Annotated in this window: 15 protein-coding genes, 1 pseudogene and 1 riboswitch; of the genes and pseudogenes, 9 read left to right on the forward strand and 7 right to left on the reverse strand. The window is 73.8% G+C overall.

All coding sequences use genetic code 11. The annotated features are described in order from the left end of the window. Position 1: 1 nt before the first annotated feature. Positions 2-982 (reverse strand): hypothetical protein, encoded by a 981-nt coding sequence (locus QQZ14_RS22275; protein ID WP_284536619.1) that lies wholly within the window; start codon positions 980-982, stop codon positions 2-4. Between the two features lie 159 nt (positions 983-1,141). Here QQZ14_RS22275 and QQZ14_RS22280 point away from each other — a divergent pair, with 159 nt between their 5' ends. Further along, positions 1,142-1,444: a hypothetical protein gene (locus QQZ14_RS22280; RefSeq protein ID WP_284536620.1), complete on the forward strand. Its 303-nt coding sequence runs from the start codon at positions 1,142-1,144 to the stop codon at positions 1,442-1,444. A gap of 7 nt (positions 1,445-1,451) precedes the next feature. On the opposite strand, the gene QQZ14_RS22285 is transcribed toward QQZ14_RS22280, so the two are convergent. The 3 genes and pseudogenes from QQZ14_RS22285 to QQZ14_RS22290 form a co-directional block, all read right to left on the reverse strand. Beyond that, positions 1,452-2,837: a sigma factor-like helix-turn-helix DNA-binding protein gene (locus QQZ14_RS22285; RefSeq protein ID WP_284536621.1), complete on the reverse strand. Its 1,386-nt coding sequence runs from the start codon at positions 2,835-2,837 to the stop codon at positions 1,452-1,454. A 77-nt stretch (positions 2,838-2,914) separates the two neighbouring features. Beyond that, positions 2,915-3,031 (reverse strand): annotated as a pseudogene (locus QQZ14_RS25465) (SigE family RNA polymerase sigma factor); the annotation flags it as partial. 61 nt (positions 3,032-3,092) lie between these two features. Further along, entirely contained in the window at positions 3,093-4,439 is a 1,347-nt protein-coding gene (locus QQZ14_RS22290) for an aminotransferase class V-fold PLP-dependent enzyme (protein WP_284536622.1), read from the reverse strand. A 37-nt stretch (positions 4,440-4,476) separates the two neighbouring features. Then, positions 4,477-4,590, reverse strand: a riboswitch (SAM riboswitch). 58 nt (positions 4,591-4,648) lie between these two features. Between QQZ14_RS22290 and gatC the strand changes: the two genes are divergently transcribed. The 8 genes from gatC to QQZ14_RS22330 all read left to right on the forward strand — a co-directional run bounded on the left by gatC (position 4,649) and on the right by QQZ14_RS22330 (position 14,306). Then, entirely contained in the window at positions 4,649-4,948 is a 300-nt protein-coding gene (gene gatC / locus QQZ14_RS22295; protein WP_284536623.1) for an Asp-tRNA(Asn)/Glu-tRNA(Gln) amidotransferase subunit GatC, read from the forward strand. Beyond that, a complete protein-coding gene (gene gatA, locus QQZ14_RS22300; protein ID WP_284536624.1) occupies positions 4,948-6,468 on the forward strand; it encodes an Asp-tRNA(Asn)/Glu-tRNA(Gln) amidotransferase subunit GatA in 1,521 nt (506 codons plus the stop codon). The genes gatC and gatA overlap by 1 nt, the downstream gene beginning before the upstream one ends. Further along, a complete protein-coding gene (gatB, locus tag QQZ14_RS22305; RefSeq protein WP_284536625.1) occupies positions 6,465-7,958 on the forward strand; it encodes an Asp-tRNA(Asn)/Glu-tRNA(Gln) amidotransferase subunit GatB in 1,494 nt (497 codons plus the stop codon). The genes gatA and gatB overlap by 4 nt, the downstream gene beginning before the upstream one ends. A gap of 320 nt (positions 7,959-8,278) precedes the next feature. Next, the gene (locus QQZ14_RS22310; protein ID WP_284536626.1) at positions 8,279-9,904 is read left to right on the forward strand and encodes a hypothetical protein; all 1,626 of its coding nucleotides are present in this window, start codon (positions 8,279-8,281) and stop codon (positions 9,902-9,904) included. A 1-nt stretch (position 9,905) separates the two neighbouring features. Continuing rightward, positions 9,906-10,778: a hypothetical protein gene (locus tag QQZ14_RS22315; RefSeq protein ID WP_284536627.1), complete on the forward strand. Its 873-nt coding sequence runs from the start codon at positions 9,906-9,908 to the stop codon at positions 10,776-10,778. Continuing rightward, positions 10,775-11,899, forward strand: a complete 1,125-nt coding sequence (locus QQZ14_RS22320) for an energy-coupling factor transporter transmembrane component T (protein WP_284536628.1) — start codon at positions 10,775-10,777, stop codon at positions 11,897-11,899. Before QQZ14_RS22315 ends, QQZ14_RS22320 begins: the two co-directional genes overlap by 4 nt. Further along, the gene (locus tag QQZ14_RS22325; RefSeq protein ID WP_284536629.1) at positions 11,896-13,488 is read left to right on the forward strand and encodes an ABC transporter ATP-binding protein; all 1,593 of its coding nucleotides are present in this window, start codon (positions 11,896-11,898) and stop codon (positions 13,486-13,488) included. The genes QQZ14_RS22320 and QQZ14_RS22325 overlap by 4 nt, the downstream gene beginning before the upstream one ends. Then, positions 13,485-14,306 (forward strand): ECF transporter S component, encoded by an 822-nt coding sequence (locus QQZ14_RS22330; protein WP_284536630.1) that lies wholly within the window; start codon positions 13,485-13,487, stop codon positions 14,304-14,306. Before QQZ14_RS22325 ends, QQZ14_RS22330 begins: the two co-directional genes overlap by 4 nt. On the opposite strand, the gene QQZ14_RS22335 is transcribed toward QQZ14_RS22330, so the two are convergent. The 3 genes from QQZ14_RS22335 to QQZ14_RS22345 all read right to left on the reverse strand — a co-directional run bounded on the left by QQZ14_RS22335 (position 14,293) and on the right by QQZ14_RS22345 (position 16,696). Further along, positions 14,293-15,462, reverse strand: coding sequence for a PQQ-dependent sugar dehydrogenase (locus QQZ14_RS22335; protein WP_284536631.1), 1,170 nt, complete (start codon positions 15,460-15,462; stop codon positions 14,293-14,295). The genes QQZ14_RS22330 and QQZ14_RS22335 overlap by 14 nt on opposite strands. 1 nt (position 15,463) lies before the next feature. Then, on the reverse strand, positions 15,464-16,378 hold the full coding sequence (locus QQZ14_RS22340; protein WP_284536632.1) for an alpha/beta fold hydrolase: 915 nt from the start codon (positions 16,376-16,378) through the stop codon (positions 15,464-15,466). Positions 16,379-16,474: 96 nt separating this feature from the next. Continuing rightward, positions 16,475-16,696, reverse strand: a complete 222-nt coding sequence (locus QQZ14_RS22345) for a hypothetical protein (RefSeq protein ID WP_284536633.1) — start codon at positions 16,694-16,696, stop codon at positions 16,475-16,477. Between the last annotated feature and the right edge of the window lie 155 nt (positions 16,697-16,851).

Below are 16,851 nucleotides of genomic sequence, written 5' to 3' on the forward strand. Positions count from 1 at the left end.
CTCACCCGACGTACGCCGGTAGGCCTGGGTCGAAGGTGAACCTCGTGTACGGCGCCTCGGCGGTCTCGTCCTGCGGCCACCTCGCGGTGCCGGTGTAGGCCGTGCCGTCGAGGGACACCTGCACCGTGTAGGTCACCGACCTGCCGGGGAGGGTGTCCAGCTCGGCGGGGGTGAGCTCGCGGCCCCGGAAGGCCACGGATCCGTCCGCCGCACAGCGCGACTTCTCGCGGCGCAGAGGGACGGTCACCGAGGCGCCGGATCGGTCGGTCGCCGTCCACGTGGCCGCAGCTTCCACCGGGGTGCGCTCCAGGTCGGTGAGGAACAGCTCGGGCCCGCCGTACGGCGCGACCCGCCTGCCGTCCTGGTCGGTGAACAGCGAGCCGGTCGCGTGGGGCTTGGGCATCGATCCGTCGGCCGGCGTGGTCCAGCGGACCGAGGCCACCGCGTCCCCGCCCGTTGGTGACCGGCCGAACACGTCCACCCGCCACTCGCCCGTGAGGCCGGCGGGGTCGACGCGGAAGACGCGGTCAGTCAAGGGCTCGGCGCGGACGGTGATGGTCCGCCCTCCGCACTCGTCGTCGACCGGGTTGAAGCTGACATCGTGGAACGTCCAGCCCGGGTAGTCGAGGGCGAAGTAGAGGGCGTCGGGCGAGCCGACCGAACGGACCGGCCGGGCAAGGCCCGGCGCGCCGTCCCAGCAGCCATTGCCCAGGCAGGCCGTCCACGGCTGCTCGTCGAGGACCCGACCCTGCTCGGTGAGGAAGTGGAAGATCTGGTCCTCCCACCGGAAGTCCGACGGGTCGCCGGGAGGTCCCGGTGCCAGCGCGCCGACCACATCGCGCTCACCGTCCGCCAGGTGTGCCGAAGGTGCGCGGGCGGGGACGCCGGAGGAGTCCGGTCCGGGTGGTGAGGCCCCCCGGGTGCCACATCCAGCAGCGGTCGTCGCCAGGACGAGCAGGACCAGCAGTCGTCGCGCGCGCATGACGCTGTGACGGTGCCGGCGCCGACGTGGTTCCCCCCCGGCCCGGACGGCCGGGGTGACTTGTGGCCCAGGGGTCGGGACATCCGACTCTCGTGACGTGGGTCTCACCCGGCCCATGCTCGGGGCATCAGCATCAGGTCCACGCACTGGGAGGTCGTCATGGTCGTGATCGCGTTGATGGTGGTCGGAGGCATCGTGATGGTGACCCTCGCGGCCTTCGCCCTGCTCCGCGGCTGGGGCACCGAGGTCAGCCGCACCGAGGCCGAGCTGCACGAGCCCGACGCCCATGCCGAGGTCGTCGGCGTCCCGCCGGGCCAGGACCCTGCGGTGCTGATGGCCGCGCTGCACGGCGCCGGCTTCGTGGCGATCGAGGAGACCCCGGAGCGGTTGCTGGTCGGCTGCCCGCAGCCCGGCGACGCCGAGCGGGTCCGCGCCCTGGTTGCGCACGCCCACCAGCACTGACGAGCGTTCAGGACTCGTACGGGTTGCCACCGATCCGGAGGTCGCCCGACGGTTGGTCGAACCGACGCGTCCGGCAGTTGCCCGAGATCGGTTGGCACACGGACAGCGAGCCCGCCCGCACCGTGAGGAGATTGCCGTCCGGGGTCCAGCCGAAGTCCTCGCCCGGGTCGGTGATCTCACGGGTCTCCCCGGTCGCGACGTCGTGCACCACGTCCTCGATCTCGTCGGTGGACTCCGACTCCGACCCATTGGGGAAGCTGCGCATGAAACGGCCATCGGGCGAGAAGAACGCATACCAGCCGCGACGCAGCCGCACCGTGCCGAGCGCCCGCGAATCCTCCATCGCCCGGATCGTCCAGGTCGACCCGCGCTGGACCGCGTAGCTGCCATTCTGGATCTCGTAGGTGCGGTCGGTCGCCGGCACCTCCTGGACGGCTCCGGTGCGCCAGTCGACCTCGGTCCAGTGCCCTTCGAAGTGGACCCAGACCAGGTCGCCGTCGATCGAGACCGGCGGCGCCGCCCAGCCGCCGAACGCCGTGCCTCGGACCGGGACCCGGGCCAGCTCCTCATCGGAGGCGGCGTCGTGGACGACCACGTCCCATCCGCCGCCCCGAGCCGAGTCCGCGTACGCGAACCGCGTGCTGTCGGGTTCGAAGCCCGGGATGCGGTCGGGGATGTCGACGTCGATGCTCGACACCTCGCCGTCCGCGCGGACGAGCGCATAGTCCTTCCCACGAACCACGACCCCCTGGGACGTGTAGTACATCGCGCGGATGTCGCTGTCCCAGTGGACGTGCTGGTCGCCGACGAAGACGTCGCGCCCGACGGCGACCGCCCCCCACCGCTCGAACTCGGCGATCCGCGCCGGGTTGACGGCTCGGTCCGACGAGCCGGATGTCAGAAGACCCACGGTGGCGGCGGCAAGGATGCCGAGGGCCAGCACGCCGCCCGCGGAGGCCAGCCGGCGCCGTCGGCGCAGCGCGCGCCCGGAGCGAAGGATGTGGCCCGCGGGGGTCGGCGGTACCTCGACCGCCGCGGCCGCCTCGCGGAACATGATCGCGAGTCGATCAGTCATGGTGGGCTCCCTGGGTCTGCGGCAGGACGTCATCGCCGAGCAGCCCGCGCAGACGGGGGCGAGCGCGTCGGAGGTCTGGCTCTTGACGGTCCCCTCGGCGATGCCGAGGGTGCGGGCGACCTCGTGGACGCTGAGGTCGTCGTAGTAGCGGAGCACCACCACGGCGCGCTGCCGGGGGGCGAGCGTCCTCAGGGCGTCGACGAGGGCCGGGCGGTCGCTGGGGTCCGACTGGACGCCGGCGTCGGGCAGCGTCTCGGTCGGCCGCTCGTTGCGCCACGACCGCCGCCGGAACCACGACGCGGCCGTGTTGGCGAGCACCACGCGGGCGTAGGCCGGCGCCGCTCCCGGGTCCTCGCCCTGCGCCAGGACGCGTAGGTCTTGGCAAGCGCCGTCTGCACCAGGTCCTCGGCGAGCTGGTGCTCGCCGAGCATCAGGTACGCCGTGCGGTACAGGCCCGGCCAGGCGGCGTGCACGAACTCGGTGAAGTCCTCGTCCGTCAGCGGTCTCGCCATCGATCCTCCTCGAGCGGTCGACTGACAAGACGTCGTGGCGGCCGCATCGGTTGGGGCGAGGCTACGAGCAGGCGGAGCCGGTCCCGGTCTCGGTCACCCAGGCCGGGAGCGGCCGCGGGTCGGGAGTCGGCCGGCCGTCGACGTCGTACGTCCACTGCGGTCCGTGCGCGACGAGCCGGGCCACCCCGGCCACCAGGCGGTCGACGTCCTCGGCGGAGGAGCCGAGGCCGAGGCTGGCGCGCACCGCGGTCCGGCCGTCGTTGAGCCGCTCCAGCAGCGGGTGGGCGCAGAACCGGCCGTCGCGGACGCCGACGCCGTGCTCGGCGGAGAGGTACTGCGCCACGAGCTCCGCGGTGTAGCCCTCGACGGTGAAGGTCACGACACCGATGGCCTGCACGGCACCGCGCCACAGGTGCAGGGTGCGCACGCCCTCGATCGCCTCGAGCCCCGCGAGCAGCCGGTCGCGCAGGCCCTCCTCGTGCAGCACGAGCTCGCCGTCCGGCAGCGCCGCGATCGCCTCGCAGGCCGCCGCGAGTGCGACCGCGCCGACGACGTTGGGGGTGCCGGCCTCGTGCCGGGCGGGTGCGTCGGCCCACGAGGTGCCGTCGAGGGTGACCTCGCGGACCGCGCCGCCGCCCGCGAGGTACGGCGGCGCCGCGTCGAGCCAGTCGCGGCGCCCGACGAGCACGCCGGCGCCGTACGGCGCGTAGAGCTTGTGCCCCGAGAAAGCCAGGTAGTCGATGCCGAGGAGCTCGAGGTGCACGCGGTGGTGAGGGACCAGCTGGGCGCCGTCGACGGCGATGCGGGCGCCGTGGCGGTGCGCGATCTCGACCAGGTCGGCCAGCGGCAGGATCTCCCCGGTCACGTTGGAGGCGCCCGTGACCGCGAGCAGCGCGGCGGGCGTGCGGGCGAGCTCGGCCTCGACCACGGCGAGCGTCTCGGTCACGGTCTCGTCCGCGGTGACCGCCCGGGCGCGCTCGCCCAGGCCCTGCCACGGCAGCAGGTTGGCGTGGTGCTCGACGTCGAGGTGCACGACGTCACCGGGGACGGCGGTCGCGAGCAGGTTGAACGCGTCGGTCGTGTTCCGGACCACCTGCACGACGTCGCCGCTGCGGGCGCCCACGAACGCGCCGATGGTGCGCCGGGCGGTCTCGTACGCCGCGGTGCTGACCGCCGAGGCGTAGCCCGCGCCGCGGTGCACGCTCGAGTAGTAGGGCAGGAACTCCGCCACGCGGTCGGCGACCGACTGGAGTGCGGGCGCGCTCGCTGCGATGTCGAGGTTGGCGTAGCGGGCCGTGTCGCCGGTGACCAGCGGCACCTGCTCGTCGGCCCCGACGAGCAGGGCGAGCGGGCCGGTGAGGCGGGCGTGCGTGGTGGCGTGGGGGGTGGTCGGGCGAGTGGTGGGCATGTCGGCACATCCGTCGGGTCAGGGACCCGCTCGTGCGAGTCCGCGCTTGCCGGCTGCACTTCGCAGCCGACCGTGTCCTCACCCGGGGCACCCCACCGCGGAGGAGGGTTGCCGACTGGCCAGCCGGGGCTTCGCACCAGTACTCGTGACAGGACCGAGGCTAGCAGCCGACGACGGCCCGGCGCGGCATCTCTCCTAGGATGGACACCATGCCTGAGATCACTCGCGACGAGGTCGCGCACCTGGCGGACCTCGCCCGGATCGACCTGTCCGACGCCGAGCTCGACCACCTCGCCCCGCAGCTGACGGTGATCCTCGAGTCGGTCGCGTCGATCAGCGGGGTCGCCGGCGACGACGTACCGCCCACCTCGCACGCGCTGCCGCTCACCAACGTCTTCCGCGAGGACGTCAACACCCCGTGCCTGACGCCCGAGCAGGCCCTGTCGGGTGCGCCCGCCGTCGAGCAGCAGCGCTTCTCCGTCCCGCGGATCCTGGGCGAGGAGGCCTGATGTCGATCATCCGCCGCACCGCCGCCGAGATCGCCGACGCGCTCGCCACCGGTGAGACGACCTCGGTCGAGGTCACCCGCGCCCACCTGGACCGGATCGCCGAGGTCGATGGCGCCGTCCACGCGTTCCTCCACGTCGACGCCGAGGGCGCGCTCGAGCAGGCGGCCGCGTCCGACGCCCGCCGCGCCGCGGGCGCCCCGCTGCACGCCCTCGACGGCGTGCCGATCGCGGTCAAGGACGTGCTCGCCACCGAGGGCCTGCCCACCACCTGCGGCTCCAAGATCCTCGAGGGCTGGATCCCGCCGTACGACGCGACCGTGGTGCGCAAGCTCCGCGCCGCCGGCCTGCCGATCCTCGGCAAGACCAACATGGACGAGTTCGCGATGGGCTCCTCCACGGAGCACTCGGCCTACGGCCCGACCCACAACCCGTGGGACCTCGACCGGATCCCCGGCGGCTCCGGCGGCGGCTCGGCGGCTGCCGTCGCCTCGTTCGAGGCGCCGCTCGCGCTGGGCACCGACACCGGCGGGTCGATCCGCCAGCCGGGTGCCGTGACCGGCACGGTCGGCGTGAAGCCGACGTACGGCGGGGTCTCACGCTACGGCCTCGTCGCGCTGGCCAACTCCCTCGACCAGGTCGGCCCGGTGACCCGGACCGTCCTCGACTCCGCGCTGCTGCACGAGCTGGTCGGCGGCCACGACCCGCTCGACTCCACGAGCATCGACCAGCCGCTCCCGTCGCTGGTCGACGCCGCGCGCCGCGGCGCCACCGGCGATCTCACCGGCGTGCGCGTCGGCGTGATCACCGAGCTCTCCGGCGACGGCTGGCAGCCGGGCGTGATGACCCGCTTCCAGGAGTCGGTCGAGCTGCTGGTCAAGGCCGGCGCCGAGGTCGTCGAGGTGTCCTGCCCGACGTTCGTGCACGCGCTCGCGACGTACTACCTGATCCTGCCCGCGGAGGCGTCGAGCAACCTCGCGAAGTTCGACGCGATGCGCTACGGGCTGCGGGTCTGGCCCGAGGGCCGTCCCGACGCCAGCGCCGAGGAGGTGATGCGCGCGACCCGCGACGCCGGCTTCGGTGACGAGGTGAAGCGCCGCATCATCCTCGGCACCTACGCGCTCTCCAGCGGCTACTACGACGCCTACTACGGCCAGGCCCAGAAGGTGCGCACGCTGATCTCGCGCGACTTCGAGGCGGCGTTCGCGAAGGCCGACGTGCTGGTCTCCCCGACCGCGCCGACCACGGCGTTCAAGCTCGGGGAGAAGCTCGATGACCCGCTCTCGATGTACCTCAACGACCTGGCCACGATCCCGGCCAACCTCGCGGGCGTGCCCGGCATCTCGGTGCCGAGCGGCCTGGCCGACGAGGACGGCCTGCCGGCCGGCTTCCAGATCCTGGCCCCGGCGCTCGCCGACGACCGGCTCTACCGGGTCGGCGCCGCCCTCGAGGCCGCGCTGACCGACCAGTGGGGCGGCCCCCTGCTCGACCGCGCCCCTGAGCTGAACGGAGACGTGCGATGACCGAGACCCTGGTGAGCTTCGAGGACGTGCTCGCGTCGTACGAACCGGCGATGGGCCTGGAGGTCCACGTCGAGCTGAACACCGTCTCCAAGATGTTCTGCGGCTGCCCGACCGAGTTCGGCGCCGAGCCCAACACCCAGGTGTGCCCGACCTGCCTGGGCCTGCCCGGCGCGATGCCGGCGGTCAACCGCAAGGCCGTCGAGTCGGCGATCCGGATCGGGCTCGCGCTGAACTGCCAGATCGCGGAGTGGTGCCGGTTCGCGCGGAAGAACTACTTCTACCCGGACATGCCGAAGAACTTCCAGACCTCGCAGTACGACGAGCCGATCTGCTTCGAGGGCTACATGGACGTCGAGGTGGATGGTGAGACGTTCCGCGTCGAGATCGAGCGCGCCCACATGGAGGAGGACACCGGAAAGTCCCTCCACGTCGGTGGCGCGACCGGCCGCATCCACGGTGCCGACCACTCGCTGGTCGACTACAACCGCGCCGGCATCCCGCTGATCGAGATCGTCACCAAGCCGATCCTCGGCACGGGGGACAAGGCGCCGCTGGTCGCGAAGGCGTACGTCGCGCAGCTGCGCGACCTGATCGTCGCGCTCGGCGTCTCCGACGCGCGCATGGACCAGGGCTCGATCCGGGCCGACGTCAACCTCTCGCTGTCGCCCAAGGGCACCGGCACCCTCGGCACCCGCACCGAGACCAAGAACGTCAACTCGCTGCGCTCGGTCGAGCGGGCGGTCCGCTACGAGATGTCCCGGCATGCCGCCGTGCTCGACTCGGGCCGGACGATCCTGCAGGAGACGCGGCACTGGCACGAGGACACGGGCGTGACCACGAGTGGCCGCGAGAAGTCCGACGCCGAGGACTACCGCTACTTCCCCGAGCCCGACCTGGTGCCGATCGCACCGACCCGCGCGTGGGTCGAGGAGCTGCGCGCCACGCTGCCCGAGAACCCCACCCAGAAGCGGGCCCGCCTGCAGGCCGAGTGGGGCTTCTCCGACCTCGAGATGCGAGACACCGTCGGTGCCGGCGCGATGCTGATCGTCGAGGAGACGATCGCCGCGGGCGCGTCGCCCCAGGCCGCCCGCAAGTGGTGGCTGGGCGAGATGGCGCGCCGGGCCAACGAGGCCGGCGTCGAGGTCGGCGAGCTCGGCGTCACGCCGGTCGACGTCGCCCGGGTGCAGGTGCTGGTCGACGAGGGCAAGCTCAACGACAAGCTCGCGCGCCAGGTCTTCGACGGCCTGCTCGCCGGTGAGGGCACGCCCGACGAGATCGTCGCGGCCCGTGGCCTCGGGATCGTCTCCGACGACGGCGCGCTCTCGGCCGCCGTCGACAACGCGATCGCCGCCAACCCCGACGTGGCCGACAAGATCCGCGAGGGCAAGGTCGCCGCCGCCGGTGCACTCATCGGTGCGGTGATGAAGGAGATGCGCGGCCAGGCCGACGCCGCCCGGGTCCGCGAGCTGGTGCTCGAGAAGCTGCAGTGACCACTGATCCACGTTGACCCGCCCGAAACTTTCGGGCGGGTCAACGCGGATGGACCGCCCGAGGCAGCGGGCTCGCCCAGCGATATGCTGCGCTCGCACCACCCCAACAACTCAAACACATTCACCACGCCCGCAGCGGGGGAAGCCGGTCCGAGTCCGGCGCTGACCCGCAACCGTAGGCCTCCCGACCAGCCAGGGCCGGGGGCAAGCCGGAGCACCCGATGCGACGCGTCCTGATCACACGCTGTCGAGGAACACAGCGGGTGGCCGACCGGGGACCTCCCCGACCGCCTCCCGCTGTCGCAGCGGGAAGGAACTCCATGCACCACGTCCTGCGCCGTACGGCCGCCGTTCTGGCGGTCCCGGCTCTCTCCCTCACCGCCCTGGGGGCGCTGCCGTCGCCCGCCGGGGCCGCCACCATCGACGCGGCCCCCGCCACTGCCGGCGCTGCCTGGCTGGCCGGCCAGGTGCCCGCCTCCGGGCTGTTCCCCAGTGACTACGGCCTTCAGTACGGCCTCGGGATCGACATCGCGCTGGGCCTGCACGCGGTCGGCGGCCAGGCGGACGCCGTCACCCGGATCCGGGACGCCGTGGAGGCCGGGGTCGATGACTACATTGCGTACTCGTACGTGGATGACCAGAACGTCACCCACACCGGTGAGGTCGGTGGTGCCACCGCCAAGGTGCTCGTGCTCTCGCAGCGGATCGGCGGCGACGAGAACGCCTTCGGCGGCGTCGACCTCGTGAAGCGCATGGAGTCACTGGTCGCCGACAGCGGCCGGGTCATCTCGACCGCCGACGGCGCTCCCGACGACAGCTACGACAACTCCTACATCCAGGCGCTCGCGGTCGAGGGTCTGCGCGGCACCGGCAGCGCGGCGTACGCAGACGTGGTCGACTACCTTCTCGACCAGCAGTGCGCGGACGGCTACTTCCGCGGGGAGATCCCGGCAGCGCCGGGTGCGCAGTCCTGCGCGGGCGATGCGCCGGACACGGACTCCACCGCTCAGGCCGTCCTCGCGCTGGCCGCCGACCAGGGCACCCCCGGAGTCCAGGAGGCACTCGCGAAGGCGGAGGCCTGGCTCCTCGAGGCCCAGCGGCCGAACGGCTCCTTCGGCGGCGGCCCGACCACCGAGGCCCCGAACGCCGACAGCACCGGCCTCGCCGGCTGGGCGCTCGGCACGCTGGGCGAGACCGACGCCGCCGCGGACGCCGCCGCCTGGGTGCGTGCGCACCAGGCAGCCAACGTCTCCAGCTGCGGGTACTACGCGGCCGCCGACCTCGGCGCGATCGCGTACGACGGCGCCGCGCTCCGGGCCGTCCAGAGCACGCCGATCGACGCGGCCACCCAGGGTCAGTTCCTCCTGGCGAGTGCGCAGGCCCTTCCGGTGCTCCAGTGGGCGCCGGCCGGCAGCGGCGACCCGCACGCGCTGTTCGCAGCGGAGTACGTCAAGGCCGGCGGCCGCAAGCCGGTCGGTGTCATCGGCGCGGCCCCCGGCGAGGCGCTCTGCGCGAAGCTCGGCGAGCAGTCCGTGCTCGGCTACGCGAACCGCAACGGCGAGGCCCAGCTGCGGGTGCGGATCCCGTCGACGACCGGCAAGAGCCGGGTCGCGGTGGCCAACGCCGCCGGCGCCGTCGGCACGGTGACCATCAACGCGCTCGGCGCGAAGAAGCTCACGCTCCGCTACCCGTCCCGCGTGGCCGCACGCACCAAGCTCGTCATCAAGGTCAAGGGCCTCGCCCCCGGCGAGACGGCCAGCGTCAACATCACGTGGCCGTCCAGGGCGGGCAGCGGGTCGGGTGAGGCCAGCGGCGGCCAGGCCAACCGCAAGGGCGTGTTCGTGGTCCACACGAAGGTGCCGCGCCGGCCGGGCAAGGCCACCATCCACGCCCGTGGCCAGTTCGCCAACCGCAAGGCCGGCGGCACCTTCACCGTCACCCGCTGACATGAGGATCCTGTCCCGGATCGCCGCCGGGGCCATGTTGGCCGCGGCGGCGTACGCCGGCATCCCCGCCGCGCCCGCCAGCGCCGCGGGCTGCCCATCCGCCGACGGCGTCACCGTGGTCGTGGACTTCCACGAGCTCGGCGGCGGCGTGAAGTCCGCGTGCGTCGCCGACGGCGGCGGTGACACCGCCGCCAGCCTGTTCCCGGCGGCCGGCTTCCCGCTGACCTACGTCCAGCGCCAGCAGAGCTTCGTGTGCCGGGTCTCCGGCCAGCCCGCCGACGACCCGTGCGTGAACACCCCGCCCGCCGACGCCTACTGGGCGCTGTTCTGGTCCGACGGGAAGTCGGGGTCGTGGACCTACGCCACGACGGGCGCCGGGTCGCTGAAGGTGCCCGAGGGCGGCTATGTCGCGTTCTCGTGGAACGGCTCGTCGGCCCGCTCGACGCCGGGGTTCAGCCCGTCGCCGCACGCGGCCGCGGACCCGTCGCCCACCAAGGCGCCGACCCGCACGCCGACCCACGCGCCCTCGCAGTCCGGGTCCGGCAGCGGTCCGTCCGCGTCCGGGCCGTCGGCGACGGCCTCGGGATCCGCCGCCACGGACGACCCGACGGCGTCGGCCGGCGCGTCGCGCCGACCCGGGCGGCACCACCGGTCCGGGTCCGCCGACCCGAGCCCTGGCCCGAGCCCGACCGAGGCCGTGACCACGTCGCCGACGGACGCGGCCACGACCGACGCCGCCCCTGTCTCGTCGGAGGCGGCTGAGCCTGCCGACGACGGGCTGCCCGGCTGGGTGGCCCCGGCGGTCATCGTGGTGCTGTTCGGTGCCGCCGGTGGCGCCGCGCTGGCCCGGCGCCGGAGGATCGGCCGGCCGTGACCCCCGACGTACGCCGTCACCGCGACCTGCACCCCGTGGCCTGGTGGCTGTGGGCGGTCGGGCTCGCGGTGGCGGCGTCGTTCACGACCAACCCGCTGGTGCTCTTGCTGCTCATCGGGGTCGCGGCCACCGCGGTCGCGCTGCGCCGCTCCGACCAGCCGTGGGCGCGCTCGTTCAGGCTCTACCTCTGGCTCGGCGTCGCGATCGTCGTGATCCGGGTGGTGTTCCGGCTGGTCTTCGGCGGCTGGGCCGACGGGCGGGTGCTGCTCGACCTGCCCGAGATCCCGCTGCCCGACTGGGTCGCCGGCATCACCCTGCTCGGCCCGGTCCACGCCGAGGCGCTGCTCTTCGCGCTGTACGACGGGCTCCGGCTCGCCACCATCGTGATCTGCATCGGCGCCGCCAACTCGCTGGCCAACCCCAAGCGGCTGCTGCGCTCGGTGCCGCCCGCTCTCTACGAGATCGGCACCGCGCTGGTGGTCGCGGTCAGCGTGCTGCCGCAGTTCGCCGACAGCGCGCGCCGGGTCCGGGCCGCCCAGGTGCTGCGCGGCGGCGAGACCGGCCGCGTCCGCCGGCTGCGCCGCTTCCTGGTGCCGGTGCTCGAGGACGCGCTCGAGCGCTCCCTGGCGCTGGCGGCCGGCATGGACACCCGCGGCTACGGCCGCGCCGCCGGCCTCACCCGCGCTCAGCGCCGGACGACGGGAGCCCTGATGCTGACCGGTCTCGGCGGCATCTGCGTGGGCACGTACGCCGTCCTCGACACGACCGCCCCGCGCTATCTCGCGCTGCCGATGCTCGCGCTCGGTGTCGTCGCCGCCGGCGCCGGGCTGTTCAGCGCCGGCCGGCGCGTCGAGCGCACCCGCTACCGCGCGGACCGGTGGCGCTGGCCCGAGCTCGCCGTGGCCGGCGCGGGCGTCGCCGTCGGCGTGATCGGCTGGTGGCTCGCGCACCACCAGCTCCTGGTCGCCTACCCGCTGCTCGACGCGGTCCCGCCGGTGAGCGCCGCCGCGCTCCTGGCGGCGGCCGTCGCGCTGGCCGGGGCCCTGTGCTCGCCGCTGCCGGCCCGGCCCCTGACCGCCACCCCACTCCGCGCCGACGCTCCCCAGGAGGTGGCGGCGTGATCGAGCTGCGCGACATCCGCTTCGCCTACGAGGACGGGCCTCCCGTGCTCGCCGACGTCGACCTCGAGATCGACGAGGGCGAGCTGGTGCTGGTCTCGGGCCCGACCGGCGCCGGCAAGTCGACGCTGCTGGGCGTGGTCACCGGGCTGGTGCCGCGCTTCACCGGCGGCACCCTGCGCGGCGACGTGCTGCTCGACGAGGTGAGCATCGTGCACGCCCCGCCGCGCGAGCGGGCGCACGCGATCGGCTTCGTCGGGCAGAACCCCGCCGCGGGCTTCGTCACCGACACCGTCGAGGAGGAGCTCGCCTACGGCATGGAGCAGCTCGGGCTCCCGCCGGACACGATGCGCCGCCGGGTCGAGGAGACCCTCGACCTGCTCGGCATCGCCGACCTGCGCGGCCGCGACCTGCGCACGCTCTCGGGAGGCCAGCAGCAGCGGGTCGCGATCGGCTCGGTGCTCACCATGCACCCCCGGCTGCTGGTGCTCGACGAGCCGACGTCCGCGCTCGACCCGACCGCCGCCGAGGAGGTGCTCGCGACGCTGACCCGCCTGGTCCACGACCTCGGGGTCTCCGTGCTGCTCGCCGAGCACCGCCTGGAGCGGGTGGTCCCGTTCGCCGACCGGATGTGCCTGCTGACCGGAGCTGGCCGCGTGCACGTCGGCGAGCCCGGTGAGCTGCTGGTGACCTCGTGCGTGGTGCCGCCGATCGTCGAGCTCGGCCGCGCCGCCGGCTGGCACCCGCTGCCGCTCAGCGTCCGCGACGCACGCCGCCGGGCCCGCGGGCTCGTCGAGCGGCTCGGCGTCGCCCCGGTCGTCGACGAGTCGCTGGCCGAGCCCGCCGTCGCCGTACGCCGGCTCGCGGTCGTCCACGGCGAGACCGTCGCGGTGCGCGACGTCGACCTCGTGCTCGGGGGCGGCCGGGTCACCGCGCTCATGGGCCGCAACGGCTCCGGCAAGTCGTCGCTGATCTGGGCGCTCCAGGGCAGCGGTCGGCGCGCGGGAGGCCAGGTCACCGTCGACGGCGTCGACCCGGCGGCGCTCTCGGCCGCCGAGCGGCGGGGGCTGGTCGGGCTGGTCCCGCAGAACGCCGCCGACCTGCTCTACCTCGAGACCGTGGCCGAGGAGTGCACCGCCGCCGACGGCGGCACCGGCACCTCCCGCGCGCTGCTCGAGGAGCTGGTCCCCGGCATCCCGGCCGACCAGCACCCCCGTGACCTCTCCGAGGGGCAGCGGCTCGCGCTGGTCCTCGCGGTGGTGCTCACCGCGCGGCCGCGGGTGCTGCTGCTCGACGAGCCCACGCGCGGGCTCGACTACGCCGCCAAGCACGTGCTCGCCCGGGTGCTGCGCGGGCTGGCCGCCGACGGGCGCACGGTGCTCGTGGCCACCCACGACGTGGAGTTCGTCGCCCAGGCGGCCGACGACGTCCTCGTGCTCGCCGAGGGCGAGGTGGTCTCGTCCGGGCCGGTACGCCGGGTGCTCGCCGAGTCGCCGTCGTTCGCGCCCCAGGTCACCAAGGTGCTCGGCGCCGGATGGCTGCGCGTCGACGAGGTGGTCCGCCGGCTCGACGAGCAGGCCAGCGCGTCATGAGCACCTCGACGGCGGCGGTGCGGATCTCGCTGCGCTCGAGCGTCGTGCTCGCGGTGGCGTCCGCGGCGGGGCTGATGATGCTCTGCTGGCCGCTGCTGCTGAAGGTGCCCGAGGGTGCCCGGGTGGACCCGCCGTTCCTGTTCGTCGGGCTGCTGCCGGTCGTGCTGGCCGTCGTGCTCGCCGAGCTCAACGAGGGCGGCATGGACCCCCGCGTGCTCGCGGTGCTGGGGGTGCTGAGCGCGGTCAACGCCGTCCTGCGGGGTGTCTCACCCGGGACCGCGGGGGTCGAGCTGGTGTTCTTCCTGCTGATCCTCGCCGGACGCGTGTTCGGCCCCGGCTTCGGGTTCGTCCTCGGGTGCACCTCGCTGTTCGCCTCGGCGCTGATGACCGCGGGCGTCGGGCCGTGGCTGCCCTACCAGATGCTGTGCGCGGCCTGGGTCGGTATGGGCGCCGGGCTGCTGCCCCGGCGGGTCCGCGGGCGGGCCGAGATCGCGATGCTCGCGGCGTACGGCGTGGCCGCGGCGTACCTCTTCGGGCTCCTCATGAACCTCTCGGGCTGGCCGTTCATCATGGGCATCGAGGTGCCGGGCCACGAGGGGTCGCTGTCCTACGTGGCCGGTGCCCCGCTGCTGGACAACCTGCACACGTTCCTCGTCTACACGCTGCTGACCTCGACCGGCAGCTGGGACAGCATGCGCGCGATCACCAACGTCGTCGCGATCGTGCTGCTCGGCCCCGCCGTGCTGACCACGCTGCGTCGGGCCGCGCGCCGGACCACGGTCACGGGGACGGTGGTCGGGCCGGTCACGGCTCGATGAGCAGGATCCGGTCGTCGTCCGGGCCCGGGTCGCCGCGGCCGTCGGTGTTGCTGGTGGTCAACCACAGCTGTCCCTCGGGCGTCGCCACGACCGTGCGCATCCGCCCGTACGTCCCGACGAAGAAGTCGACCGGGTGGCTGGCGTGGTCGCCGTGCACGTCGACCCGCCACAGCCGCTGGCCGCGCAGCGAGGCCAGCCAGAGGTGCCCGTCGAGCCAGGCGAGCCCGGAGGGCGACGCCACGTCGGTCTCCCAGACCACCTGCGGGTCGACGAGCCCGTCCTGGCCGCCGCGGCCCTCGACCATCGGCCAGCCGTAGTTCTCGCCCGGGTGGATCAGGTTGAGCTCGTCGAACGTCTGGTCCCCGAACTCCGAGGCCCACAGCCGGTCGTCGTCGTCGAAGGCCAGGCCCTGCACGTTGCGGTGCCCGAACGACCAGATCTCCGAGCCCGGGAACGGGTTGCCCGGCGCCGGCCTGCCGTCGGTGGTGATCCGCAGGATCTTGCCGGCCAGCGTGGTCTTGTCCTGTGCGAGGTCACCCTGGCCGGTCTCGCCGGTCGAGGCGTAGAGGTAGCCGTCGGGGCCGAACGCGAGCCGGCCGCCATCGTGGATGCCGCCGACCGGGATGCCGCTGAGGATCACGGTGGGGGAGCCCAGCCGCCCGCCCTCGAGCCGGGCCGCCACGATCCGGTTGTCGGAGGCGGTGCTGAGGTAGAAGAACAGCATCCGGTCGGCCGCGAAGTCCGGCGACACCGCCACCCCGAGCAGGCCCGCCTCGCCGCCGGTGTCGCCGTTGGAGACGGCCGCGTCGATCAGGCCGATCCGGCGCACGTCGTACGACGGCGCCTCGAGCAGCAGCACCCGGCGGGTGTCGCGCTCGGTGACCACGGCGTCGCCGTTCGGCAGGAACGCAACGCCCCACGGCGCCGCGAGGCCGGTCGCGATCGTGCCGACCACCCTCGCCGGGCCGTCGTCGGGGGGCGGCGTGTTGTCGCCGGTCGGCTTGGACGGCTCGGTCGTCGCTGACGACGGCTCGGTCGACTGCGGCGTGGCCGTCACGGTGCCGCCTCGGCCCTCGGGCTCGTCGTCGCCGCCGCACCCGGCCACGAGGGCCGCGCCGAGCACGGCGAGGCTGGCCAGGGCGGCGGCGCGTCGCATGTCAGCCGACCTTACGCAGGAACTCCAGCAGCAGGGCGTGGACGCGGTCGGGGTGCTCCATCTGCACGAAGTGGCTGCCGCGCAGCTCGGTGTAGGTCGCGCCCTCGATCCGGGCGGCCGCCTCGGCCATCGCGTGGGTGCCGGCGAGCACGTCGAACGTGCCGGCCACGAACGCCGCCGGGACGCCGACCCGGCTCAGCGAGACCCGCGGATGCTTGGAGGTGTGCAGGGCGACGTGGAAGTACCACTCGACCGGGGTCTCGAGGAACGCCGCGATCGTGCGCCGGGTCAGCTCGGGGTCGGCGACCGGGAGCATGAAGCCGCTGTGGCTCAGCACGTCGACGGTACGGCGTCCCACCCGGAGCCGGGTCGACAGCGGGGTGACCAGGTGCCCGCCGTACTTCAGCGCCCGGGAGAGGTTGACCGCGATGGCCTTGGCGGCGAACCGGGGGACGCGCAGGGGCCGCAGCATGGTGGCGAACGTGTCGCCGGGGACGCCCGCGACCGCGAACAGCCCGGTCACCCGCTCGGGGTGGCGCACCGCGATCTCGAACATCGTGTTGACGCCGATCGACCAGCCGATCAGCACCGCCTTGTCGATGCCGAAGTGGTCCATCACCGACAGGCCGTCCTCGGCGAACGCCTCGACGCCGACGTGGTCGGGGTCGGCCGGTCGCTCGGAGCCGCCGGTGCCGCGGTGGTTCCAGGACACGACGCGGACCTCGCAGTCCGGGTCGAGGAACGCCGGCCACGCCCACGGGCTCGTGCCGAGGCCGTTGCAGAGCACCACGGTCGGCCCGGGCCGGGTGCCGTCGGGGTCGTTGGTCCAGGCGCGCAGACGGGTGCCGTCGTCGGAGAGCACGTCGTGGAACGCGAGCGTCGGCGCGGGGAGCGCGCGGGCAGGGGTCGCGGACATGGGCCGATTCTGCCCTGCCGGGGCGCGGCCCGTCGGCTCGAGGGTCCTGACTGAGCCCACCGGGCGGCGTGGGAGAGGCCGTACCGCCCGGCGGACTCAGCCGTGTGCAGCCTGTGCTGCGACCTCCGGCACCGGAGCCTGGCGGCGAGCCGCCAGGAACTCCTCGACCTCGTCGAGCTCCGCACGCCGTTGTGCGAGAGCGGTGGAGGCGACCATCGCGTTGCGCCGGGCCGCGAGCTGCGACTCCTCCGGCCAACGTCTCACCGCGTCGACGATCCCCCCGAGGGGACGGCCGAGCAGGTGCGAGGCAACGTTCATCGTGGGCTCCCCATGAAGCACTCCCGAGTGGTGTGCTCTCCACGCTAGGCACGGCCCGATTCGCCCGCGTCAACGTCGTGTGACGGTTCCGTGAACTCCGGCGCGGTCCGCCGGCCCGGGCCCGGGACGTCATACGGAGGGAGCAACCGCTTGCT

This window comes from Nocardioides sp. T2.26MG-1, from assembly GCF_950101795.1.
Lineage (GTDB): Bacteria > Actinomycetota > Actinomycetes > Propionibacteriales > Nocardioidaceae > Nocardioides.

Coding starts and splice junctions, on each gene's coding strand:
- QQZ14_RS22340 (WP_284536632.1), bottom strand. CDS start 16,378: ATGTCCGCGACCCCTGCCCGCGCGCTCCCCGCGCCGACGCTCGCGTTC.
- QQZ14_RS22345 (WP_284536633.1), bottom strand. CDS start 16,696: ATGAACGTTGCCTCGCACCTGCTCGGCCGTCCCCTCGGGGGGATCGTC.
- QQZ14_RS22290 (WP_284536622.1), bottom strand. CDS start 4,439: ATGCCCACCACTCGCCCGACCACCCCCCACGCCACCACGCACGCCCGC.
- QQZ14_RS22315 (WP_284536627.1), top strand. CDS start 9,906: ATGAGGATCCTGTCCCGGATCGCCGCCGGGGCCATGTTGGCCGCGGCG.
- QQZ14_RS22310 (WP_284536626.1), top strand. CDS start 8,279: ATGCACCACGTCCTGCGCCGTACGGCCGCCGTTCTGGCGGTCCCGGCT.
- gatA (WP_284536624.1), top strand. CDS start 4,948: ATGTCGATCATCCGCCGCACCGCCGCCGAGATCGCCGACGCGCTCGCC.
- QQZ14_RS22275 (WP_284536619.1), bottom strand. CDS start 982: ATGCGCGCGCGACGACTGCTGGTCCTGCTCGTCCTGGCGACGACCGCT.
- QQZ14_RS22330 (WP_284536630.1), top strand. CDS start 13,485: ATGAGCACCTCGACGGCGGCGGTGCGGATCTCGCTGCGCTCGAGCGTC.
- QQZ14_RS22335 (WP_284536631.1), bottom strand. CDS start 15,462: ATGCGACGCGCCGCCGCCCTGGCCAGCCTCGCCGTGCTCGGCGCGGCC.
- gatB (WP_284536625.1), top strand. CDS start 6,465: ATGACCGAGACCCTGGTGAGCTTCGAGGACGTGCTCGCGTCGTACGAA.
- QQZ14_RS22280 (WP_284536620.1), top strand. CDS start 1,142: ATGGTCGTGATCGCGTTGATGGTGGTCGGAGGCATCGTGATGGTGACC.
- gatC (WP_284536623.1), top strand. CDS start 4,649: ATGCCTGAGATCACTCGCGACGAGGTCGCGCACCTGGCGGACCTCGCC.